Below are 23,278 nucleotides of genomic sequence, written 5' to 3' on the forward strand. Positions count from 1 at the left end.
AATAGATGGGAGTAGTAATGAGTAAGAAAACTATTTATATCGCAGGATTGGGCTTGATTGGTGGCTCCTTGGCCTTAGGGATTAAAAGGGACCACCCTGATTATGAGCTTCTTGGATATAATCGCTCTGACTATTCTCGAAATATTGCGCTTGAGCGTGGTATCGTTGACCGTGCAACAAGTGATTTCAAAGAGTTTGCCCCACTTGCTGATGTGATTATCCTTGCAGTGCCAATTAAGCAAACTGTGGCCTACTTGAAGGAATTGGCTGACTTGGAGCTCAAAGATAATGTCATCATCACAGATGCAGGGTCTACTAAATTGGATATTGTTGAGGCAGCCGAACGTTACCTAACTGGTAAAAATGTTCAGTTTGTGGGTTCTCACCCTATGGCTGGTTCTCATAAATCAGGGGCCATTGCAGCTGACGTGACACTTTTCGAAAATGCTTATTATATTTTCACACCGACGAGTCTAACAAGAGAGACAACTATCCCTGAACTTAAGGACATCTTGTCAGGGCTTAAGTCACGATTTGTGGAGATTGATGCGGCTGAACATGATCGTGTAACCAGTCAAATCAGTCATTTTCCACATCTTTTGGCTTCTGGACTTATGGAGCAGGCAGCTGATTATGCTCAGGCTCACGAGATGACTAATCACTTTGCGGCTGGGGGATTCCGAGATATGACCCGTATTGCTGAGAGTGAACCGGGTATGTGGGCTTCCATTCTCATGACTAATGGGCTTGCTGTTTTGGATCGTATTGAAGATTTCAAAAAACGTTTGGACCATGTGGCTGACTTGATTAAGGCTGAGGATGAGAATGCCATTTGGGAGTTCTTTGACAATGGTCGTAAGAAGCGTAAAGAGATGGAAATCCACAAAAAAGGTGGCGTGGAAAGTGCCTTCGATATTTTCGTGGATGTGCCTGACCGTGAGGACGTTATCCTTAGCATTATGGAATTGTTGCGAGGAACGTCTTTGGTTAACCTTCGTATCAATGAAGAAAATCGTGAAGATATTCACGGTATCCTTCAAATTACTTTTAAAAATGAAAAAGATCGTACACATGCTAAGACTGTTATTGAAGCCAATACAGACTATCATGTGGTGATCGCCTAGGAGAATAAAATGACAAATATTTATGATTTAGCAAATGAGTTGGAACGTGGCATTCGTGCCCTTCCTGAGTACAAAACTTTGGTAGAGAAAAAAGAAGCTATCGCAGCTGATGCTGAGGCTAGTGCTCTTTTCAAAGAGTTCACTGATTTCCAAGAGGATTTCTATGCTAAAATGCAAGCTGGTACAATGCCAACAGCAGAAGAACAAGCAGCTGTTCAAGAATTGGGGCAAAAAGTGGAAGCTAATGACCTTTTGAAAGAATACTTGGCTGCACAACAAGGCTTGTCTGTTTATTTGAATGATATTGAACGTATCATCTTCAAACCTTTGCAAGAATTGAATAGCTAATCAGAGAGGGTGTGTCGGTTGACAGGCCCTTTTCTGCATTCAAAAGAGATTCTCTAAGAATGAAGATCAAATATTAAGGAGGAAAATGATGGCTCGTAAAATTGGAATTATTGGTATGGGAAATGTTGGAGCTGCGGTAGCTCATGGAGCTATTGCTCAAGGTTTGGCTGATAGTTATGTCTTTATAGATATCAATGAGAAAAAGGCTGAGGCGGATGCCCAGGATTTTAAAGATGCTATGGCCAATCTGCCTAGCTATGCCAACATCGTGGTTAATGATTATGCAGCACTTGAAGATGCTGATGTGATTATTTCATCCCTTGGAAATATTCAGTTACAGCATAATGCCGGTGAGGACCGTTTTGCTGAATTTCCATTTACCCGAGAAGCTGTTTATCAGGTTTCTCAGGAACTCAAAAAATTGGATTTTAAAGGCATACTCTTGGTTATCTCAAACCCTGTAGATGCCGTATCAGCCCTCTATCAAGAGTTCACAGGTTGGCCAAGAGAACGTGTGATTGGGACAGGGACTCTACTCGATACAGCTAGAATGAAGGCAGCGGTAGGAGATGATTTATCAGTCAATCCAAAATCAGTATCCGGCTACAATCTTGGCGAACATGGGAATTCCCAATTTACAGCCTGGAGTCAAGTCAAGGTCAAAGGTCAAGATATTACAGCATTGACCAGTGAAGAAGAGCGTCAAAATCTTTTTATGGCTTCTATGAAGGGTGGTCACAAGGTCTTTTATGGTAAGGGCTATACTTCATACGGCATTGCCAGTGCGGCTCTTCGTTTAGTGGCCATTATCCTTTCTGATGCTCAAGAAGAAGTGGCGGTATCGAGCTATCAAGAAGCCTATCAGACCTATCTTGGCTATCCAGTTATTTTAGGACGTCAAGGGGTGGTTGCTCCTGTTCACTTGTCTTTGTCGGCTGAGGAAGATCGTCTCTTGGAGGAGTCTGCTAACTTAATTCGGAACCGTGTTCAAGAGGCAGTTGCCTTGCTAAGAGAAAAGTATACTAATACTAGAGAGTGAATATTTTGACAATTCAGTCTATGGTTAGGCTTTTAATTATGGTATAATAAGAGCAACTATAAAATTTTCAGGAGTAACCTATGAAACTAGAAACCAAGGCACAAGGTCTTCATGGCAACTTGCGTATCCCTGGTGACAAGTCAATCAGTCACCGTTCGATTATGTTCGGAAGTCTTGCTAAAGGTGTGACAACTGTTCGTGATATTTTACGAGGTGAGGATGTCCTCTCAACCATGCAGGTCTTTCGTGATCTGGGTGTGACTATCGAGGATGACGGTGATGTGGTTCGCATTCACGGTGTTGGTTTTGATGGTCTCAAGGCTCCTCAAAACAAATTGGACATGGGTAACTCTGGAACATCCATTCGCTTGATTTCAGGTGTGCTCGCTGGTCAAGATTTCGATGTAGAGATGTTTGGGGATGATTCCCTTTCAAAACGCCCTATGGACCGTGTGACCATTCCCTTGCGTCAGATGGGTGTAGAGGTATCAGGTCAGACGGATCGCGATTTGCCACCTTTGAAAATGCATGGTAGCAAGTCTCTTAAACCTATTCATTACCAATTGCCTGTGGCCTCTGCTCAGGTTAAATCTGCCCTTATTTTTGCAGCTCTTCAAGCTGATGGCGAATCTGTTATCATCGAGAAGGAAAAAACACGTAATCATACGGAAGATATGATTCAGCAGTTTGGTGGTCAGCTTCAGGTAGATGGCAAGGAAATTCGTATTTCTGGTGGCCAAACTTTCACTGCTCAAGAAGTTGTGGTTCCAGGTGACATTTCTTCAGCTGCCTTTTGGTTGGTAGCAGGACTTGTGGTACCTAACTCTAAGATTGTCTTGGAAAATGTTGGTATCAATGAGACGCGTACGGGTATCATTGATGTGATCAAAGACATGGGTGGTAAGATTACCCTTTCAGATATTGACCAGGTTGCTAAATCTGCGACCATTACGGTTGAAACTTCAGAACTTAAAGGAACTGAAATTGGTGGAGATATCATTCCACGTTTGATTGATGAACTTCCAATTATCACACTCTTGGCGACACAAGCCCAAGGTGAGACTGTGATTCGTGATGCTGAAGAACTTAAGGTCAAAGAGACTGACCGTATTCAGGTGGTAGCGGATGCCTTGAATGCTATGGGTGCTGATATTGTACCAACTGAGGATGGTATGATTATCACTGGTAAGACGGCTCTTCATGGGGCAGAGGTTAATACCTTGGGTGACCACCGTATTGGTATGATGACAGCTATTGCTGCCCTTTTGGTTCAAGATGGTGAGGTTGACTTGCAACGTGCGGAAGCTATCAATACAAGTTACCCAAGCTTCTTTAGTGATTTGGAAGGATTGCTCCATGGCTAAGGTTTTATTGGGCTTTATGGGAGTTGGTAAGAGTTCCGTTGCCCCATACCTGGATGGTCGTTTCGTGGATATGGATCAGGTCATCGAGGAGAAAATCGGCATGCCCATTGCTGATTTTTTTGCAAAAGAAGGTGAAGCAGCCTTTCGTCAGATTGAGTCTGAGACTTTGGAGGAACTCCTTCAAGAGGGAGATGACGTCATCATCTCTACTGGAGGTGGTGTCGTTGTGACGGAGCGCAATCGTCAGCTCTTGACGAAAAATCGTAAGCATAACGTTTGGCTCCATGCTTCTTTCGATGTGGTCTATGATCGCATTGAAAAGGATACCAAGAATCAGCGCCCACTCTTTCTCAATCATTCCAAAGAGGATTTTAAGGCTATTTATGACGGTCGAATGGCACTCTATCAAGATTTAGCAGATTTGGTTGTCACAGTTGATAACCGAACGCCAGAAGAAGTAGCAAGGTTTATCAAATGTATGTAGGTTATTTGGGCCCTAGTGGGTCGTTTACGCATAATGCAGCCTTAAAGGCTTTTCCTGAGGCAGAATTGGTTTCTCTAGGGACCATTACTGAGGTTATCAAGTCTTATGAAGAGGGACGTGTGGATTACGCGGTCATTCCGGTGGAAAATTCCATTGAGGGCTCTGTTCATGAGAGTTTAGACTATCTCTTCCATCAGGCCGATATTCGTGCTGTGGCAGAGATTGTTCAGCCTATCAAGCAGCAGTTGATGGCGACTAAGCATCATGAGAAGATTGAGAAAATCTTTTCACATCCACAGGCCATTGCCCAAGGGAAAAAGTATATTAAACAGCATTTTCCGCATGCCAAGATTGAGACAACAGCAAGTACAGCCTTTGCGGCTCGTTTTGTCGCTGATAATCCAGATCAGCCTTATGCAGCAATCGCTCCACATGCAGCTGCTAAGGAATACGGTCTTCAAATATTGGCTAAGGATATTCAGGAGATTGAAAAGAATTATACCCGCTTTTGGGTGCTGGGGAACACAGTTCCTGAGATTCCGCTCAGTCAGATTGATTGTAAATTAACGCTGGCCTTGACCCTGCCTGACAATATGCCAGGGGCACTGTACAAGGCCCTATCGACCTTTGCCTGGCGAGGCATTGACTTGACCAAGATTGAAAGCCGTCCGTTGAAGACGGTACTTGGCGAGTATTTCTTCATTATTGATTGTGATTATACAAAGGAAAAGTTGGCTCAGTTCGCTCTTGAAGAGCTAACTGCAGTTGGAATTGGATATAAAATCTTGGGTGCTTACCAAGTCTATGAAATTTAAAGGGAAATCTTATGACCAAATCTAACAATGGGCCGTTTACGCATCATGAACGGTTACGTTACAGCTATCTTTTAAAAAATCTTGCTCACCTGAATGGACAGCAGGCTTCAGAATTCAATTATCTACAAGGAAAGTTAGATGCCTATGAAGCTGAGCGGAGATATCAAGCGCAAAGAGAGGATTATCAAGCAGCATGGCGCCAGCCTTATGACAATCGTTATGACTACTATCAAGAGCGTGATTATGAGGCTGCCAATCAGCTGACAGAGGAAGGGCTTCCCATCTATCGAGAGGAAGTTGCTCAAAGTAAACCTAAACGTAAAAAGGTTCAAAGACAAGCAGCCCCTTCAATAACGTCGGCTCCAAAGTCCAAGTCGCAAGTAGCCCAGAAGAAGCGGCCAAAGAAAAAGAGAAGGCTCAAGAAGGTTGTCAAGCTAGTGCTTAGTTGCTTGAGTCTTGGAGTAGTGTTCTTAGTGATAGCTATGGCCTATCAATTTTACAAGGGAACAGACCTTTCTGCTGCAGGTAATAATGGTAAATCCTACCAGCCTGCTATAGTTGAGACCTTTAATGGTAAGGATACCAAGGATGGGGTCAATATCCTTATTCTAGGTTCTGACCAACGCGTTAGCCAAGAATCTACCGATGCCAGAACAGACTCCATTATGGTTATCAATGTTGGCAATAAAGAAGGTAAGATCAAGATGGTTAGTTTTATGCGAGACACCTTGGTCAATATCAAGGGGGCTTCAGAGAACGACTATTCTCAGGATTTGAAACTCAATACGGCCTTTAATATTGGTGAGCAAAATAATCATCAAGGGGCAGAGCTCATGCGTGAGACGCTCAAACGAAACTTTGATATTGATATCAAGTACTATGCCATGGTTGACTTTGAAACCTTTGCGACAGGGGTTGATACCCTCTTCCCAAATGGTGTGGAAATCAATGCCAAGTTTGCGACCATTGATGGAAAAAAAGTGTCTTCGGTTCAAGTCCCAGATGATTTGAAAATGGATAAAAATGGTCACGTGCCAAATCAAACCATTAAAGTTGGTAAGCAAGATATGGATGGCCGCACCCTTCTGAATTATGCCCGTTTCCGTAAGGATGACGAGGGAGATTATGGCCGTACCAAGCGCCAGCAACAAGTGATGCAGGCTGTCATGAAGCAGCTTAAGAATCCACTTAGCCTCTTCAAAGGGCCTGAGGCTTTGGGGAAGGTCTACTCTCTAACCTCAACCAATATGAGTATGACAGACATGTTGGACTTGGGACTTTCAAATGCTGGAAGTTTCAAAAAAGGGATCAATTCGCAAACCATTCCTTCAGATGGTGATTGGATTGACAGCTATGATTTGTATGGCGGTCAAGGGATTGAAATTGATTTTGACACTTATCAGGCAAAATTAAAAGAACTAGGATTTAGATAAGAAAGGAAGCAGGTTCACACTGAACCTGCTTCTTTTTTGGTATTAAGAGCTTGTATAAGCGCCTTGTATAAGAGTTTTAGAAAATGATAGAGCAAATAGGTCATGATAAGAAGAATAATGACGAACTCTACCTTATAAATCAATTGGGTAGCTGGATTGACTAAACCCAGACTTGTGGTAGCTGCCTTAAAAGCATTGACACTATTGACCAAGGGAAAGCTAAAAGCTGCAAAAAGTGGCATAAAGCCTTTTCTAACCAGTTTTACAAAGAGATTAAGAGCGTAGAAAAAGAATGCTTGTGAGAATAGAAGTAGGGCAAGTAAAATAATAGTTGCGGGTCTTTGATTACTCTTGATTGAGCTGGTGATGAGAAGGGCCAGAGGTGCTGCTAAAATGGCAAGTATAGGCTGATATAGGTGAGGGATGGTTATCTGTTTCATTCTCCATAAAACAAGTGGAAAGAGGGCTAGAGTCGCAAATCCCGTTACTCCCAGAATAAGTCCCTTGATGCTAGTTGGAACACTAGCCGGTACTGTCACAAGACTGATAGCAGGGCCAACATAGACCACGAACCAGCTTGGATAGACTTGATTCAAAGAAAATGGGCGTAAAAAACGCAGACTGAAAAAAATAATATAGGCAATATAAAGTCCAAGGAGTCCAAGCCAAGTCACACTCAATCCTGTTTGAGCTAGTGGGAGGCGGCTGGCAAATAGAAAGGCAGCCATAAAGAAACTAGCAAAGGCCGAAGCAACGACTGGGTTTCGCAAATCTTCTCTTATTTGTTCAAATCCAAGAATCAAGCGTCCCAGTATAAGTATAAAACCTATACTGGCTAAACACCAAATACCCTGAGCAATCAGGGCATAGTGGCTTATTTGATTGGATAAACTAAAGAGGGCAAGAACTAGACTAGATAGGGCCAAGGGAATTTTCTTAAAAAATACCTTCATTGGTCCACCGGCCTTTCTAGCTAGCTGCAAGAATGTGACGAAGCTGCACCGCACTCGGAGATACAATTGGAAGGAAGACGCCTTCATTCCAACGACGGATAAAGCTTGACTCTGATTCTTTCAAATAGCCACGACCACCACTAGCCTGAAGTTCGAGGAGTAGGCTGTTGGCTACGACATCGACAATATCGATACGCAATTGGAAAAGTTCACGTGGTTTGTCAATGAAATAATCGGCATCATTAAGCCCCGCAAAGAGTTGGTCTTGGATAGCAAGAAGATTTCCACGTGTAGCTTCAAATTCTTCACGAAGAACGCTACGGTTACTGTTTAGACTAGCTTCAACCTCATCAAGAGAACGTTTGGCCAAACCAAAGGCAAGACCAAATTGGAAACCAAGGAAGTTCGGACGTGTTTTGGCAATATAGTCCGTACCTTCTTTTGAAAGGATCCAATTAGGATTTAACTTAACGTGATCGAAAGTAAGAGAGGCAGTGTTAGCACCTTGAAGGGAAACAAATTCCAAATCTTCAGAACGGCTGAGACCCTCAGCTTCAGATGGAATGGTGATAATCCAAGGTTGGCTACCATCTTTAAAGTCAGCAGCAAAGAGAGCAGCGAATTTATCAGAACGTAGGTTAGTTACCCAAGGCAAACGACCATCAAGATAGTAGTCATCGCCTTCTTGACTGATGGTAACATTCAATTCTTCAATATCTGACAAGAATTTGACCGCATTTGACAAGCCAGTTCCACCAGCACGCTCACCGGTATACAATTCTTTCAACCATGTTTCACGAGGGTAAGCATTATCACTCGCAAGGATATACTCGATGAAAGTACGGTGCCCCCAAGAAATAAAGGAAGCTGTCAAAGAGTGTTGTGCCAATTCATCAAGTACATCAACGACTTGAGTAGGACCACCACCTAGGCCATCAAACTCAGCAGGTACGCCGATTTTAAAGACGTCGTTTTCAGCAATTTTTTCAAGAAGCTGGTCCGCAATGGGTCCAGACTCTTGGTCAATATGGTCAGCGTTGGTATCCAACCAAGTAAGGAATTCTTTTGAAAAATGTGACATAGGCTTAGGTCCTCCTCTAGTTTATCCTTTGGTTTTGAATTAAGCGAATTCTTGAAGTTCAGGGTTAATCGGTGTTTGTGCGAGATTGTTAGCGTAGTTACACAAGCTAGCAAGGCTGACACCCAAGATAACGTCAAGGGCATTTTGTGCAGTGTAACCAGCTTCCAAGAAGTCATTGTAGGCTTCGTCTCCAACGGCACCTTTGGTATTGATTACGGCAATAGTGAATTTAGCAAGGGTATCAAGTTTTGGATCGTCTTCGATTGGTGTACGGTTACGAAGGGCTTCCAAAAGTTGAGGTGTCATTTGGATTTGCTTGATTGAAAAGGCTGTGTGACCTGCCACACAGAAAGCACATCCGTTAGTAACAGCAGCTGTAATTTGTACAACCTCACGTTCAGTTGGTGTCAATGAATTGCGACGGTTGATTTCACCGACAGTACGGTAAGTTTCAAGCGCAGTTGGCGCATTAGCAAGGAGACCAATCAAGTTTGGAATGTATCCTCCATTGGCATCTTTGACTGTTTGAAGGACATCTTTGACTTCTTCTGGTGCAGTTTCGATTGTATGAATGGTAATATCTGGCATGATTATTCTCCTTTATATAGAAACGACATCTAGCTAGGTTGCTGAGTCGTTTAATTTTTTGTCATGGACCTATGATAGCACTGTATGACTTTTCTGAAAAATCTATATTATTTATGGCCAGCCATAAATTTAATTTATATGTGCTATAATGGAGGGTAGTAAAAGGCTTTAGAAGATATGTTTAAGCCCTATAAGAGTAAAGAAAGTTGAATTATGTTAAATAAAAACGATATTGTAGAAGTTGAAATTGTCGATTTGACACATGAAGGAGCAGGCGTTGCCAAGGTGGACGGCTTTGTCTTTTTCGTGGATAATGCCCTCCCAGGTGAAGTCATCAAGATGCGCGTGCTTAAGCTCAAGAAAAATATCGGTTTTGGTAAGGTTGAGGAGTATGTGACCCTTTCACCAAACCGCAATCAGGACATTGATGCGACCTATCTCCGTTCAGGAATTGCTGATTTTGGGCATATGACCTACGAGGAGCAGCTCAAGTTCAAGCGTAAACAAGTTGTGGACAACCTTTATAAGACAGCAGGTATCTCAGACGTAGAGGTCGCTGAAACATTGGGGATGGAGACGCCTTACGCCTACCGTAACAAGGCTCAGGTACCTGTTCGCCGTGTTAAAGGTCAGCTTGAAACAGGTTTCTACCGCAAGAATTCGCACGACTTGATTCCAATTGAAGATTTCCTCATCCAAGACAAGGAAATTGATAAACTCATTGTCTTTGTCCGTGACCTTCTCCGCCGCTATGACCTTAAACCTTATGATGAGAAGGAGCAGACAGGCTTGATTCGTCATTTGGTGGTTCGTCGTGGCCACTATTCAGGTCAGATGATGCTGGTCTTTGTAACGACTAGACCAAAAATTTTCCGTATTGACCAAGTCATTGCTAAGATTACGGAAGCCTTCCCAAATGTTGTTTCTATCATCCAAAACATCAACGATAAGAACACTAACGCCATCTTTGGCAAGGAGTTCCGCACCCTTTATGGTCAAGACACCATCACAGACAGTATGTTGGGTAATGACTATGAGATTTCTGCCCAGTCTTTCTATCAGGTTAACACCGAAATGGCTGAGAAACTCTATCAAACAGCCATTGACTTCTCAGACCTAAACAGCGACAGCATTGTTATTGATGCCTATTCAGGAATCGGGACAATCGGTTTGTCGTTCGCCAAACAGGTCAAGGAAGTCTATGGCGTTGAAGTCATCGAAACAGCCGTCGAAGATGCTAAGAAAAATGCAGAACGCAACGGCATTACTAACGCCCACTATGTGGCGGACTCAGCCGAAAATGCCATGGCCAAGTGGAGCAAGGATGGCATCAAACCAGACGTTATCATTGTGGACCCACCACGCAAGGGCTTGACAGAAAGCTTTATTAAAGCCAGTGTTGCCATGCAACCTGAGAAGATTACCTATGTCTCATGTAACCCAGCAACAATGGCGCGTGATATCAAACTCTACCAAGAATTGGGATATGAATTGAAGAAAGTACAACCGGTTGATTTATTTCCGCAAACGCACCACGTGGAGTGTGTAGCTTTGCTCGTAAAAGCCTAGAACCTTTGAACGAAAGGGATAATGAAAAGCCTTGATTGCAAGGCTTTTTGCTTTATGGTGGGGAAGTATTAGAGTAAGTAATTTTTGGAGTGAGTGGAAGTGATAGTTAGGAATTCTCAAATTCTATTTCCATTTACACTGTGGGTACGTTTTTATTTCCATTGACAAGGAGTTTGAGGGAATAGAAACGTACCCACCTATATGAAAAAATCACGAAAGGTTTGATCTATGGAAATCAGTAGAAATTAGGTGATACAATAACACGTTATAAAAACCTTGAAATCAGTATGTTTCAAGGTTTTAAGTACTCTTACGGATAGCATTGGGAACATCTAACTTTCTTGAGGAGTAAAGTTTGTTTCTCAATATAGTAATCGTTAAATTGTGTCGAAGCGTTATATGATATGATAATTCCAAATAGTCCTTTGGGCTTTTTATGGCATTGTGATATTCTCTAAGAACACGAGATTGCTTCAATAATTTACAAAGTTATGGGGATTTCTCATAGCTTTTTTACTTTCTTCCTTGACAATTGAGCGAGTGTTCAACTATAATGATAATAGTTGAGTGGTTGTTCAACTGAATCATCGATTATTGAGGTATGAGATGTAATTTTTCTTCTCTATCACCAGTAATGCAAGCTTTATTAGCTGGCTTATTCAACTGGTTTTGTACCCTTATCGGTGCTAGTTTGGTCTTTTTTGTCAAAACCATTCATCAAAAATTCATGGATATGATGATGGGCTTGGCAGCGGGCATTATGACGGCAGCGGCAGTCTGGCCTTTGCTTGTCCCTTCTTTGGACTATAGCCAGTCAATAGCTACGAACAGATTTTACTGGTTGACGACGGCTGTTGGTTCTATTGTCGGGGGCTTATTTATCCGCTTTATTAATTATTTGGTTCCCGACCTACATTTGAATCATCAGATGAGTGATAAGGAAGGGATTTTGAATCCCAAAAGACCCTTATCAAAGACCATGCTGCTTTATCTGGCGGTAGTGTTTCATAATATACCAGAGGGCTTAGCAGTTGGTGTGGCATTTGCTAGTGTGGCAAATCTCGCAACTAGACTTTCCTTTACGTGAATGAGTGCCCTTGGATTGGCCTTGGGAATTGGCATCCAAAATATTCGAGAAGGCTCTGCCTTGTCCTTGCCACTACGGGTAGAAGGGCGAAGTAGGAAATCAGCTTTCTACTATGGCGCCATGTCAGCGATTGTTGAGTCGATTGCAGCTGTTTTAGGGGCCTATGCTGTTATGTCTATGACCCAGCTACTACCTTATGCTCTCTTATTTGCGGCGGGAGCCATGATTTATGTTGCAGTGGAAGAACTTGTGCCAGGTGCTCAAGAGCACAAGAATACCGATATTGCGACAGGTGGGGTTATGGCCGGATTTCTAATCATGATGTTACTTGATACAACTTTAGTATAGGAGGAATAGAAAATATGTCACAGTGTTTAACAGCTTGTAATCCAGATTTAATTCAAGGGGTCCATGAGACGGAGTTTGATACCGTTACATTGCTAAATATGTCCAATTTTTTTAAGGCGATTTCTGACCCAACTCGTTTGCGGATTTTACAAGCAGTACGGCAAAATCCAATTTGTGTCGGAGACTTAGCGATTGCGTTACAGATGACCAAGTCTGCTATTTCTCACCAACTACGCTATCTGCGGGACTGCCAATTGGTCAAGGGGGAGAAAAAAGGAAGGATGACCTATTATGAACTTGCGGACGATCATGTCGCAGCAGTCTTGTCTTTGACACTGAAACATTTGAAAGAGGAAAAACATGAAGAAAGAGTATGAACTTCGAGGAATTGACTGTGGCAATTGTGCTGCTAAGATTGAACGTGCTGTCAATCAATTGGAGCAGGTAGAATCTGCCACTGTCAATCTGATAGCTCAAAAGCTGATTTTGGAAACAAAAAGCGAAGATGGGATAGATAAGGAAATTATTGACTTGGTGGATGCTATTGAACCTGGAATCGAAGTTATCAGTGAGAAAAAGGAAGAGGCACTTCCAGAAAAACGAGATTGGGCGAAAGAGCTGCTACTTGCTGTTATGATTCTATTTGCCTTCGGCTTTTTCCTGCCAGAGGAGTATTTCTGGATTCGTCTGGTCTATTATCTGACCCTATATATCATTATCGGCCATAAGGTTCTTATCAAGATGGTTCAAAATATTCAACGTGGTAATCTTTTTGATGAAAACTTTTTGATGAGTATCGCGACCTTAGGAGCCTTTCTCTTGGGAGAATTTCCAGAGGCAGTAGCCGTCATGCTTTTTTATCAGATTGGGGAGTATTTCCAAGATAAGGCCACCTCTCAATCTCGTCAGTCCATTGCACGATTGATGGATATTCGGTCGGATAAGGCTTGGAGACTAGAGGGGGGAGAAACCGTTCAAGTAGACCCTGAAACAGTAAGGGTTGCGGACCATATTTTAGTTAAGCCTGGGGAGAAGGTGCCCCTAGATGGTCTGGTCAGAGAAGGTCGTTCTATTCTGGATACGTCAGCCTTGACAGGAGAATCACTGCCTAGGGAAATTGGCGTTGGTGAGGACATTACAAGTGGTGTGATCAATTTGACTAGTCCATTGGTAATTGAAGTGAGTAAGACTTTTTCGCAATCAACGGTCAACAAAATTTTGGAATTAGTTGAAAATGCAAGCAATAAAAAAGCGGAGACGGAACGGATGATCACACGTTTTTCGCGTGTGTATACACCAGTGGTTGTCGGAATCGCTTTTCTGCTTGCAAGCCTGCCTCCCTTGCTTGGTTTAGGGGAGTGGTCGACTTGGCTTTATCGGGCACTTACCTTTTTAGTCATTTCTTGCCCTTGTGCTCTTGCGGTTTCGGTACCAATGAGTTTCTTTGGCGGGCTAGGGGGAGCATCTAAATTAGGTGTCTTAGTGAAAGGTGGGAATTATTTAGAGGCTCTTGCCAAGTTGGATACGGTCGTATTTGATAAGACGGGGACAATTACAAAAGGTATCTTTGCGGTGGATACCGTTGTCAACGCAGAAGGTGTCGAGGATGATATTCTGTACCTCGCTGCCCATCTGGAAAGCTATTCCAATCATCCAATCGCAAACTCTATTCGAACAGCCTATGGACAGGAAGTGGACGAGAATAGGGTGAGTCAGATTACCGAGCTACCAGGGCAGGGCATGTCCGGTAGGGTAGATGGCAGACAGCTCTATCTTGGGAATGCTAGATTAATGGAAGTTCAAGGGATTGCTTATCCAGCTATTGACAGCACAGGAACAGTTCTCTATTTGGCAGAGGACAGTCATTTTCTAGGCTATTTCCTTATCACAGACCAAGTGAAGGAGACGAGCATCGAGGCCTTGAAGGATTTACAGGCAGTCGGAATTAAAAAGACGGTTCTCCTTTCAGGCGATCGTCAGGCAGTGGTTGATGAATTTGCACAGCAATTTGCCTTTAATGATGCATTTGGAGATTGCTTGCCTCAGGATAAGGTGAGTACATTTGAGGAAATTCTGACTCAGTCTCAGCAGGCTGTTGCCTTTGTTGGAGATGGGGTGAATGATGCACCGGTTCTTGCTAGGGCAGATGTTGGTATTGCTATGGGAGGGCTAGGTTCGGACGCAGCCATTGAATCAGCAGATGTTGTACTGATGGATGATGACCTTGGAAAACTTCCTCAAGTCATTCGACTGGCAAAAAAGACAGTCAGAATAGCCCAACAAAACATGACCTTGGCTATTGTAGTTAAACTAATTTTCTTGGTTCTAAGTGGATTGGGAATTTCTAATATGTGGGAGGCCATCTTTGCAGATGTTGGTGTAACGCTACTGGCAGTATGGAATGCATTGAGGACCTTGAGGATAGATACCTCCACTTTGTCAAAGTAAGTGAACAAACAGAGCGATATACAAGTTTTTGTATAATCGCTTTTTTAAACTATGATATGGGCTTTAACGATTTTAACCTAAATCTAGTAACCGTTGAACGTGCATCAATAGAACACACTATGACCATCAACAAGAACTACGTTACTTTCATTAAGGGTATTTTCTGGTAAATTTCAAAAATAAAACCTTGATTTTGCGCCATTTCTTTTTTTCCTTCCCGAAGGCGCGGGAGTAACCCCCTTTTGTTGAGAATTTATACCTTTTTAAATGAAAATAATACAAGTAGGACACTTCTAAAAGTGATCTACTTTTTTTAAATATTTTCATTCTACAGTTTAATTTTAAACAACAACTCACTCATTTTTGTTATATAATATAGATGTTGACTAACTCCACATGTTGAGGCGGTAAGTTTGCTAGTCAAGGAGTAAAACGACGAAGATTAGCATTTACTTCCGCCCATGCGATAGCTGTCCGTGATTGACAAGTGCTAGCACGCAGACAGAACGGAGATAGCGAACCGCTGAGTGTGTCGCTCTGCTCGTAAAAGCTTAGAAACCTTTGAACGAAAGGGATAATGAAAGCCTTGATTGCAAGGCTTTTTGCTTTATGGTGGGTAAGTATCAGAGTGAGAAAATTTTGGAATGAGTAGAAGTGATAGCTAGAAATTATCAGTTTCTATTTCCATTTACCCTGTGGGTACGTGTTTGTTTCCATTGACAAGGAGTTTGTGGGAATAGAAATGTACCCACCTTGTTTGAATCAAGTGAAGTGTAGTTGAAGGAAATCTGTTGAAAGCAATACTTCATTTTACCGAATAAGTAATAATTTAGGCAACTTCAAATCGATTAAAAAAAACTATTTTAAAGGTTAAGAGTAGACAAAAATTGTCCACTCTTTTTTGCAAACTCAATTTATCAATAAATGAAATGAGGGAATGTAAAATGAAATATTTTGAGGTTGAGTTAGAAAATCCTGATGAATTTTTAAAACTACAAACAGAAGATTTTGTGAAAGCTAATCGCTTGCTACTAAGGAAGATAATCCAGAGCGTTACAGTCTATGAAGAAAACTTCGTCATATCCTTTAAATCTGGCATCGAATTGGAAGTATGAGTCTCATTCCATAACTTTTATATTGAACATATCATCTTGTTGTGTTATACTATAAATTGATATAAACAAAGATGTAGGAGGAACCGAAACTATGACAGCCTCAATGCGTTTAAGATAAGCTGGCAATAAAAAAAGCAGAATCTATACCCGATGATAGGCTTTTTTGTTGTGCTTATTTATACGATATTGAGCATTCATTAGTTACGGTGAGGATATTGGTTATTTAACTATACCTTTATTTAACTATGTCTTTAATATGAATGTTTCCAAATTGTATGTATGCAGACCAAAAGCCACATTGTGGGGTTTGGCCTGCATTTTTTATTGCCTAGAATGCTATTCAAAATAGAAATTCAAGCAAAATAATATGCAGGAGATAATATAAATGGAAAAATACAACAATTGGAAACGAAAATTTTATGCAATATGGGCAGGGCAAGCAGTATCATTAATCACTAGTGCCATCCTGCAAATGGCGATTATTTTTTACCTTACAGAAAAAACAGGATCTGCGATGGTCTTGTCTATGGCTTCATTAGTAGGTTTTTTACCCTATGCGATTTTGGGACCTGCCATTGGTGTGCTAGTGGATCGTCATGATAGGAAGAAGATAATGATTGGTGCCGATTTAATTATCGCAGCAGCTGGTGCAGTGCTTGCTATTGTTGCATTCTGTATGGAGCTACCTGTCTGGATGATTATGATAGTATTGTTTATCCGTAGCATTGGAACAGCTTTTCATACCCCAGCACTCAATGCGGTTACACCACTTTTAGTACCAGAAGAACAGCTAACGAAATGCGCAGGCTATAGTCAGTCTTTGCAGTCTATAAGCTATATTGTTAGTCCGGCAGTTGCAGCACTCTTATACTCCGTTTGGGATTTAAATGCTATTATTGCCATCGACGTATTGGGTGCTGTGATTGCATCTATTACGGTAGCAATTGTACGTATACCTAAGCTGGGTAATCAAGTGCAAAGTTTAGAACCAAATTTCATAAGGGAGATGAAAGAAGGAGTTGTGGTTCTGAGACAAAACAAAGGATTGTTTGCCTTATTACTCTTAGGAACACTATATACTTTTGTTTATATGCCAATCAATGCACTATTTCCTTTAATAAGCATGGAACACTTTAATGGAACGCCTGTGCATATTTCTATTACGGAAATTTCCTTTGCATTTGGGATGCTAGCAGGAGGCTTATTATTAGGAAGATTAGGGGGCTTCGAAAAGCATGTATTACTAATAACAAGTTCATTTTTTATAATGGGGACCAGTTTAGCCGTTTCGGGAATACTTCCTCCAAATGGATTTGTAATATTCGTAGTTTGCTGTGCAATAATGGGGCTTTCGGTGCCATTTTATAGCGGTGTGCAAACAGCTCTTTTTCAGGAGAAAATTAAGCCTGAATATTTAGGACGTGTATTTTCTTTGATCGGAAGTATCATGTCACTTGCTATGCCAATTGGGTTAATTCTTTCTGGATTCTTTGCTGATAAAATCGGTGTAAATCATTGGTTTTTACTATCAGGTATTTTAATTATTGGCATTGCTATAGTTTGCCAAATGATAACTGAGGTTAGAAAATTAGATTTAAAATAAACAATATTGGAGGAATATTTATGTATCTTATTTTCATGTAACTCTTCCTGCTAAAATCGCAGGGTTTTCCCTGCATACAAGCAAATGAAAGCATGCGATTATAGACAGGAGGAAATGTTATGGAATTAATATTAAAAGCAAAAGACATTCGTGTGGAATTCAAAGGACGCGATGTTTTAGATATAAATGAATTAGAAGTATATGATTATGACCGTATTGGTTTAGTAGGAGCAAATGGTGCTGGAAAAAGCACTTTACTCAGGGTACTTTTAGGAGAATTAACTCCCCCAGGATGTAAAATGAATCGTCTGGGTGAACTTGCCTATATTCCCCAGTTGGACGAAGTAACTCTGCAGGAGGAAAAAGATTTTGCACTTGTAGGCAAGCTAGGTGTTGAGCAATTAAATATACAGACTATGAGCGGTGGTGAAGAAACAAGGCTTAAAATAGCACAGGCCTTATCGGCACAGGTTCATGGTATTTTAGCGGATGAACCTACGAGCCATTTAGACCGTGAAGGAATTGATTTTCTAATAGGACAGCTAAAATATTTTACAGGTGCACTGTTAGTTATTAGCCATGACCGCTATTTTCTTGATGAAATAGTAGATAAAATATGGGAACTGAAAGATGGCAAAATCACTGAGTATTGGGGAAACTATTCTGATTATCTTCGTCAGAAAGAGGAAGAACGTAAGAGCCAAGCTGCAGAATACGAACAATTTATTGCGGAACGTGCCCGATTGGAAAGGGCTGCGGAGGAAAAGCGAAAACAGGCTCGTAAAATAGAACAGAAGGCAAAAGGTTCTTCAAAGAAAAAAAGTACTGAAGACGGAGGGCGTTTAGCTCATCAAAAATCAATAGGAAGTAAGGAAAAAAAGATGTATAATGCTGCTAAAACCCTAGAGCACAGGATTGCGGCCTTAGGAAAAGTAGAAGCTCCGGAAGGCATTCGCAGAATTCGTTTCAGGCAAAGTAAAGCATTGGAGCTCCATAATCCATACCCTATAGTCGGTGCAGAAATTAATAAAGTATTTGGGGATAAGGCTCTGTTTGAAAATGCATCTTTTCAAATTCCGTTAGGAGCAAAAGTGGCGTTAACTGGTGGTAATGGAATCGGAAAAACAACTTTAATCCAAATGATCTTAAACCATGAAGAAGGAATTTCTATTTCGCCTAAGGCAAAAATAGGTTACTTTGCACAGAATGGTTACAAGTACAACAGTAATCAGAATGTTATGGAGTTTATGCAGAAGGATTGTGACTACAATATATCAGAAATTCGTTCAGTGCTAGCATCTATGGGGTTCAAACAGAACGATATTGGAAAAAGTTTATCTGTTTTAAGCGGTGGAGAAATTATAAAATTGTTGCTTGCTAAAATGCTCATGGGTAGATATAACATCCTAATAATGGATGAACCCAGTAACTTCCTTGACATACCAAGTTTAGAGGCTTTGGAAATACTAATGAAGGAGTACACCGGAACTATCGTGTTTATCACCCACGATAAACGATTACTCGAAAATGTAGCAGATGTAGTTTATGAAATTAGAGATAAGAAAATAAATCTGAAACATTAAATTTAAGGTAGTCGCTGGTCAGTATAGTCTGTTCTGGTTGGCGACTCCATTGTTAAAGAGTATAAAGACTTTAGATTTTATGAATATTAAAAATAGGAACAGTCAATTGAACTGCTCCTATTTTTCTGCTAAATATATTGTAGTTTTCTTATATGTATAATGATAGATTAGCGGATTCTCATCTACGGTACTTACTTCAAATATGAAGAAGTGATCGCGGTTATCTCTGGACTTTTCCTTATTGAGGACAAAGTAATTCTTACGTGAAGTCGCCATTGTTTTTAGGATATCATCAGTTAGGAAGGTCAATGGAATATTCATGTTAGAGTAGCGGTAGAAGTCACGTTCAAAATCTTGGTAGCTCTCGCTATAATAGTCCATTTGTAGGTGATTACGCTGAAACTCAAGCTGATTCATAGAGCACCTCCTCGACAAGTTCAATACTAATAATGTCTTTTAATTTCAAATTGATGTGACCTGTTGTAGTTTTTATCAAAATGAAATCTTTGGTCAGACTTGGTATTGTTCCAGTGTAGGAAACACGCTTGTTTTTTTCAATCACTTGAATGCGTGTGCGTAGCTGCCCGGCGTATACTTGACTGAGGAGTAATAATTTCTTCTCTAGTGATAAGTCAGACATGTACGTTACTTTGTTTGTATCATCAGAGAGTGCTGATGCATGTTCAGATAGGAAAAAGCCCATCCATTTTTGCATCTTTGTATCCTGGTACTCTCTTGCTGATTGAAATGGTAAATATGAACGGTCAATCATATCAAATCCTTTCTATGCAGAGGCAAGGGTATTTTTATCAAATTGAATCGTAAAACCTTGAATTCCCCCACCTGTGTAACATTCTTTAAAGCGATTGATTACCTCAGTATAGATTATCACAGATGAGCTTGTTGGCTTAATGCTAAATGTAAATTCCAATGGTAATCGGTTTTCAGATTTAGCATGTACTAGTCGTATCGATATTTCAGTTGTTTTGAGTTTTCTCTGACGAAGTTTTGAAGTTGCTGTTTCAACGATTCCATGTAAAAATCTTTCAAGCATTTCAATATCATTACATCCTTTGCTACGGATTTCTGAAAATTGTACTGTATTTTTTTCTTGTTTCATTTTAATCCCTCCAATCCACCCGCGGAATGACCACCGATAAGTTTACTGCGTTCAATATTTCTGGAACCTTCAGTTAGGACGGTTCCTTTTTGTATGGCTAAAAAACCAAACTGTTCTCTGACAACATCAATAGCTGTCTGAAGTCTATTATCTTTTTCAATTTGTTCTACATCATCAAAGAGTGATAGTAGAGTATAGCTTTCATCTACGAAGCCACTATAAGATACACCAATTTGTCTCACTGCACCAGAGGTGTATTTTTTCGGAATAATACAAGTACATGACTCACCATTGTTTTGGGGAGATTTGCGGGTTCAATTTTATTCTGAGCATTTATAGATTTTTTCATCTCAGTCCTAGAATAGCCAATATGAATAGAAACGACAGTAGTCAATACTAGGGCTACTGTTCCGTTCCACAGTATCATTTAAAAATCATTTTCACACCCTTTCGTCTATTAGTATAGAAGAAAGCTCTCAGCACACGTCGAGTGTGTAGCTTTGCTGGTAAAAGCCTAGAAACCTTGTAACAAAAGGGATAATCAAAAACCTTGATTTTAAGGCTTTTTTTGCATTTTCCAATAAAGAACTTGACATTATTGGTTGCTTCCACTACAATAGAATTACATACCATCGGTATGATAGAAAGGGACTAAAATGGCAAGGAATAGAAACTCACATGAAACTAGAAAAAAAATACTAGAGGTCTCTAAAAACTTATTTTTAGAAAAAGGATTTGATAATACGTCAATCCAAGATATCATAGATGGCTTAGGCGGATTAACAAAAGGTGTTATCTATCATCATTTTGAGTCTAAATATGATATACTTCAAACAATCATTAGCGAAAATAATCAAGAAATTTTAAATTATAATTGGAGAGGAAATACTGGATTAGAAAAGATACAAAATTCTTTGATGGACTCTTTCTCTAATTTTGAACACCAAAGGCTCGTATACTCTGCCTCAATCATGCTAAGAAGTCCACGTTTGTTAGGGGAGCAGTATCTAGGTCTATTTTCTGATTTTTTACCCGAAATTAGAGAAAAAGTTTACGAAGGAGTTGAAGATGGGTCTATTAAAACAGAATATCCAGAAGAGCTAGCAGATTTAATTGTTTTAACTCTAAATATTTGGATTGGTTTTCAAATTTCCGTTTTTTCATTAGTAGAATTAAAGAGCAAAATGAATTTCATTAAACTTACTTTTGAAGGTCTAGGGGTACAGTTAATTTCTGATGAAATGATGGAGGTGATTTTCAACTTATTTGATCACTTAAAAAAATAGTAAATAAGTAGTCCCATGACATTCTTGTTAATACTAATTTCTATCTATGTATTATCAATTGAACAATCTATTTTACATTTTGATAATTAAAAAATAACATACTTTAAGTGTGTTATTAAAAATCTATTATACATACCGCAGGTATGTTTGTTTTTTTAGTACATACATACCGATAGTATGTATAGTGCCATTGTCTGAAAAATAAGCTAATTTTTAAATATTTGTTGAGATTAGTCTGAATAGTTTATTCTTTATTTACATTTTGGAGGAAAGAATCTATGTTGTCGCTTATTAAAATTGAATTAAATAAAGTTTCTAAATCTAAATTATTTTTAGCCTGGTTATGTACCTTATTTATAGTGTTAGGTATTACAGCAATCATTATTATGGGGTTAGGTACTGATAATAAACTAGGAGAATTCACTGGACAGGAATCTAATCTTATTAGAATTACTGGTAAATGGGAAGGTTGGGCAATTGTAGCATCATTGTTTTCATCTTTATTTACAAAAGCAGCATTTTTGATTTTTGAATCTTATTTATTATCTACGTTTATTATTGATGAATTTAAACGAAGAACAATTTTTCAGTTGTTTTCTTACCCTATTTCTAAAATAAAGTTACTATGGGGAAAAATTATTTCAGTCATTCTGATATCATTTATTGCCCATTTTTCTGCACATTTAGTGATTCAATTATTCATTAGATTCATGGCTGTTGTCACTGAATCTAGTTATATCCCTGGTGCTAATCAATTAATTAACTTAGCTGGGGTTACATTTGGAACAGTACTAATAGGATTACTACCATTTGTTTTAGGTATGATTAAGCATTCAACAGCTATAACAATGCTTACAGGACTTGGTTTAGCAGCATTACTTTCAAATGTAAGTCCAGGAAGTTTATCTAATAATATTGCTGATAACTTATTCTTTTTGATATTTGTAAGTTTCATAAGTTTAATGATTACTTCATTTTCAATTTATAATATTTCAAGACAAGATATTAGTATCAAGTAGTATAGCTGAGTTTAATTGAAGGAAGTTATAATTCCTTGATGATTTCTATAAAAAAGAGACTGTATAAGTTAGTATTTATGCTCCTGGAGAAAAATTCTTGCATTTAAAGCTAGATATAGAAAGAGAGATAGAAATGAGAAATATTGTTGAAATAAAAGAAGTTTTTAAAACAATTGATAATGAAGAAATTTTGAGTGGTATCAACCTTCAAATTGCTGAAGGAGAAATCTATGGTTTTTTAGGACCGAATGGTGCTGGAAAAACAACGCTAATGAAATGCATGTTAACCTTATCAACAATTACATCAGGTAGTATTGAAATTTTTGGGAAAAATCTACAAAAACACAGAGAAGAAATCCTAAGTCAGATTGGAACTATTATTGAATCACCAATTTTTTATGATAATTGCACTGCAAAAGAAATTCTGGAAATTCACGCACAGTATATGGGGAAAAATATTACTGAATCAGATATAATAAGATCTTTAAGAATGGTCGGATTGAAAAATACGACTAAAAAAGTAAAAGATTTTTCGTTAGGAATGAGGCAAAGGCTTGGTTTAGCTCGTGCCTTTCTAACAAAACCTAAATTGTTAATTTTAGATGAGCCAATCAATGGTTTAGATCCAATAGGAATTCAAGAAATTCGAAATCTTTTGTTGTCGCTTTCTAAGGAGCATGGAATTACAATACTAATATCGAGTCATATATTATCGGAAATTTCACAGATAGCAGATAAGATTGGTTTTATCAAAAATGGAGAAATGGTAGAACAGGTCTCTATGAAAGAGATTAGGAGAGAGAATATTGACTTAGAAGAATATTTTATGTCACATTTTCTAAATGAAATTAAGAATTATGAGGTAGATTAA

Annotated in this window: 23 protein-coding genes and 1 pseudogene; 17 read left to right on the top strand and 7 right to left on the bottom strand. The window is 39.6% G+C overall.

Annotated elements, in window-relative coordinates:
- Positions 1-17 precede the first annotated feature (17 nt).
- The 7 genes from HMPREF2637_RS07535 (at position 18) to HMPREF2637_RS07565 (ending at position 6,607) form a co-directional block, all read left to right on the top strand.
- Positions 18-1,124, top strand: coding sequence for a prephenate dehydrogenase (locus HMPREF2637_RS07535; protein ID WP_070839847.1), 1,107 nt, complete (start codon positions 18-20; stop codon positions 1,122-1,124).
- A gap of 9 nt (positions 1,125-1,133) precedes the next feature.
- Positions 1,134-1,472: a YlbF/YmcA family competence regulator gene (locus tag HMPREF2637_RS07540; RefSeq protein ID WP_037599265.1), complete on the top strand. Its 339-nt coding sequence runs from the start codon at positions 1,134-1,136 to the stop codon at positions 1,470-1,472.
- 88 nt (positions 1,473-1,560) lie between these two features.
- Positions 1,561-2,511 carry an L-lactate dehydrogenase gene (locus tag HMPREF2637_RS07545; protein ID WP_037599266.1) on the top strand — a complete coding sequence of 317 codons (951 nt, stop codon included), beginning with the start codon at positions 1,561-1,563 and terminating at the stop codon, positions 2,509-2,511.
- Positions 2,512-2,591: 80 nt separating this feature from the next.
- A complete protein-coding gene (gene aroA / locus HMPREF2637_RS07550) occupies positions 2,592-3,875 on the top strand; it encodes a 3-phosphoshikimate 1-carboxyvinyltransferase (protein ID WP_037599268.1) in 1,284 nt (427 codons plus the stop codon).
- On the top strand, positions 3,868-4,359 hold the full coding sequence (locus HMPREF2637_RS07555) for a shikimate kinase (protein WP_037599269.1): 492 nt from the start codon (positions 3,868-3,870) through the stop codon (positions 4,357-4,359). The genes aroA and HMPREF2637_RS07555 overlap by 8 nt, the downstream gene beginning before the upstream one ends.
- A complete protein-coding gene (pheA, locus tag HMPREF2637_RS07560; RefSeq protein ID WP_064523283.1) occupies positions 4,350-5,174 on the top strand; it encodes a prephenate dehydratase in 825 nt (274 codons plus the stop codon). The genes HMPREF2637_RS07555 and pheA overlap by 10 nt, the downstream gene beginning before the upstream one ends.
- 11 nt (positions 5,175-5,185) lie before the next feature.
- Complete coding sequence (locus HMPREF2637_RS07565) at positions 5,186-6,607, top strand: LCP family protein (protein WP_064523286.1); 1,422 nt, start codon at positions 5,186-5,188, stop codon at positions 6,605-6,607.
- Between the two features lie 14 nt (positions 6,608-6,621).
- Here HMPREF2637_RS07565 and HMPREF2637_RS07570 read toward each other — a convergent pair whose 3' ends face one another.
- Genes HMPREF2637_RS07570 through HMPREF2637_RS07580 form a run of 3 tightly spaced genes read right to left on the bottom strand, consistent with a single transcriptional unit; the run spans position 6,622 to position 9,229 of the window.
- Positions 6,622-7,560 carry an SLAC1 family transporter gene (locus HMPREF2637_RS07570; protein ID WP_064523288.1) on the bottom strand — a complete coding sequence of 313 codons (939 nt, stop codon included), beginning with the start codon at positions 7,558-7,560 and terminating at the stop codon, positions 6,622-6,624.
- Between the two features lie 16 nt (positions 7,561-7,576).
- Positions 7,577-8,641 (bottom strand): acyl-CoA dehydrogenase family protein, encoded by a 1,065-nt coding sequence (locus HMPREF2637_RS07575; RefSeq protein ID WP_064523291.1) that lies wholly within the window; start codon positions 8,639-8,641, stop codon positions 7,577-7,579.
- A 39-nt stretch (positions 8,642-8,680) separates the two neighbouring features.
- The gene (locus HMPREF2637_RS07580; RefSeq protein WP_002885920.1) at positions 8,681-9,229 is read right to left on the bottom strand and encodes a carboxymuconolactone decarboxylase family protein; all 549 of its coding nucleotides are present in this window, start codon (positions 9,227-9,229) and stop codon (positions 8,681-8,683) included.
- Positions 9,230-9,442: 213 nt separating this feature from the next.
- Here HMPREF2637_RS07580 and rlmD point away from each other — a divergent pair, with 213 nt between their 5' ends.
- The 7 genes and pseudogenes from rlmD (at position 9,443) to msr(D) (ending at position 18,982) form a co-directional block, all read left to right on the top strand.
- Entirely contained in the window at positions 9,443-10,798 is a 1,356-nt protein-coding gene (gene rlmD, locus HMPREF2637_RS07585) for a 23S rRNA (uracil(1939)-C(5))-methyltransferase RlmD (protein WP_064523293.1), read from the top strand.
- A 601-nt stretch (positions 10,799-11,399) separates the two neighbouring features.
- A pseudogene (locus tag HMPREF2637_RS11575) lies at positions 11,400-12,233 on the top strand (ZIP family metal transporter).
- Positions 12,234-12,247: 14 nt separating this feature from the next.
- Positions 12,248-12,610, top strand: a complete 363-nt coding sequence (locus HMPREF2637_RS07595) for an ArsR/SmtB family transcription factor (protein WP_002890511.1) — start codon at positions 12,248-12,250, stop codon at positions 12,608-12,610.
- Positions 12,594-14,681: a heavy metal translocating P-type ATPase gene (locus tag HMPREF2637_RS07600; protein WP_037599273.1), complete on the top strand. Its 2,088-nt coding sequence runs from the start codon at positions 12,594-12,596 to the stop codon at positions 14,679-14,681. The genes HMPREF2637_RS07595 and HMPREF2637_RS07600 overlap by 17 nt, the downstream gene beginning before the upstream one ends.
- A 944-nt stretch (positions 14,682-15,625) precedes the next feature.
- On the top strand, positions 15,626-15,796 hold the full coding sequence (locus HMPREF2637_RS07605; protein WP_000873143.1) for a hypothetical protein: 171 nt from the start codon (positions 15,626-15,628) through the stop codon (positions 15,794-15,796).
- 385 nt (positions 15,797-16,181) lie between these two features.
- The gene (gene mef(A) / locus HMPREF2637_RS07610) at positions 16,182-17,399 is read left to right on the top strand and encodes a macrolide efflux MFS transporter Mef(A) (RefSeq protein WP_000417519.1); all 1,218 of its coding nucleotides are present in this window, start codon (positions 16,182-16,184) and stop codon (positions 17,397-17,399) included.
- Between the two features lie 119 nt (positions 17,400-17,518).
- The gene (gene msr(D) / locus HMPREF2637_RS07615; RefSeq protein WP_000420313.1) at positions 17,519-18,982 is read left to right on the top strand and encodes an ABC-F type ribosomal protection protein Msr(D); all 1,464 of its coding nucleotides are present in this window, start codon (positions 17,519-17,521) and stop codon (positions 18,980-18,982) included.
- A gap of 117 nt (positions 18,983-19,099) precedes the next feature.
- Here the strand turns inward: msr(D) and HMPREF2637_RS07620 are convergent, their stop codons facing one another.
- From HMPREF2637_RS07620 to HMPREF2637_RS07635, 4 genes are read right to left on the bottom strand one after another with little or no spacing between them, the layout of a single operon-like run.
- Positions 19,100-19,399, bottom strand: a complete 300-nt coding sequence (locus HMPREF2637_RS07620; RefSeq protein WP_001072467.1) for a DUF5960 family protein — start codon at positions 19,397-19,399, stop codon at positions 19,100-19,102.
- Positions 19,386-19,754: a hypothetical protein gene (locus HMPREF2637_RS07625; RefSeq protein ID WP_000567222.1), complete on the bottom strand. Its 369-nt coding sequence runs from the start codon at positions 19,752-19,754 to the stop codon at positions 19,386-19,388. The genes HMPREF2637_RS07620 and HMPREF2637_RS07625 overlap by 14 nt, the downstream gene beginning before the upstream one ends.
- A gap of 12 nt (positions 19,755-19,766) precedes the next feature.
- A complete protein-coding gene (locus tag HMPREF2637_RS07630; protein WP_000806926.1) occupies positions 19,767-20,102 on the bottom strand; it encodes a DinB/UmuC family translesion DNA polymerase in 336 nt (111 codons plus the stop codon).
- Entirely contained in the window at positions 20,099-20,344 is a 246-nt protein-coding gene (locus HMPREF2637_RS07635; protein ID WP_001813542.1) for a hypothetical protein, read from the bottom strand. The genes HMPREF2637_RS07630 and HMPREF2637_RS07635 overlap by 4 nt, the downstream gene beginning before the upstream one ends.
- 414 nt (positions 20,345-20,758) lie before the next feature.
- On the opposite strand from HMPREF2637_RS07635, the gene HMPREF2637_RS07645 reads away from it, so the two are divergent.
- The 3 genes from HMPREF2637_RS07645 to HMPREF2637_RS07655 all read left to right on the top strand — a co-directional run bounded on the left by HMPREF2637_RS07645 (position 20,759) and on the right by HMPREF2637_RS07655 (position 23,278).
- Positions 20,759-21,388, top strand: a complete 630-nt coding sequence (locus HMPREF2637_RS07645; RefSeq protein WP_037600261.1) for a TetR/AcrR family transcriptional regulator — start codon at positions 20,759-20,761, stop codon at positions 21,386-21,388.
- Positions 21,389-21,666: 278 nt separating this feature from the next.
- A complete protein-coding gene (locus HMPREF2637_RS07650) occupies positions 21,667-22,407 on the top strand; it encodes an ABC transporter permease (protein WP_037600263.1) in 741 nt (246 codons plus the stop codon).
- A gap of 133 nt (positions 22,408-22,540) precedes the next feature.
- Positions 22,541-23,278 carry an ABC transporter ATP-binding protein gene (locus tag HMPREF2637_RS07655; RefSeq protein ID WP_064523297.1) on the top strand — a complete coding sequence of 246 codons (738 nt, stop codon included), beginning with the start codon at positions 22,541-22,543 and terminating at the stop codon, positions 23,276-23,278.

Origin of the sequence: Streptococcus sp. HMSC065H07 (assembly GCF_001837325.1) — a bacterium.
In the GTDB taxonomy this organism is placed as follows: Bacteria; Bacillota; Bacilli; order Lactobacillales; family Streptococcaceae; genus Streptococcus; species Streptococcus salivarius_H.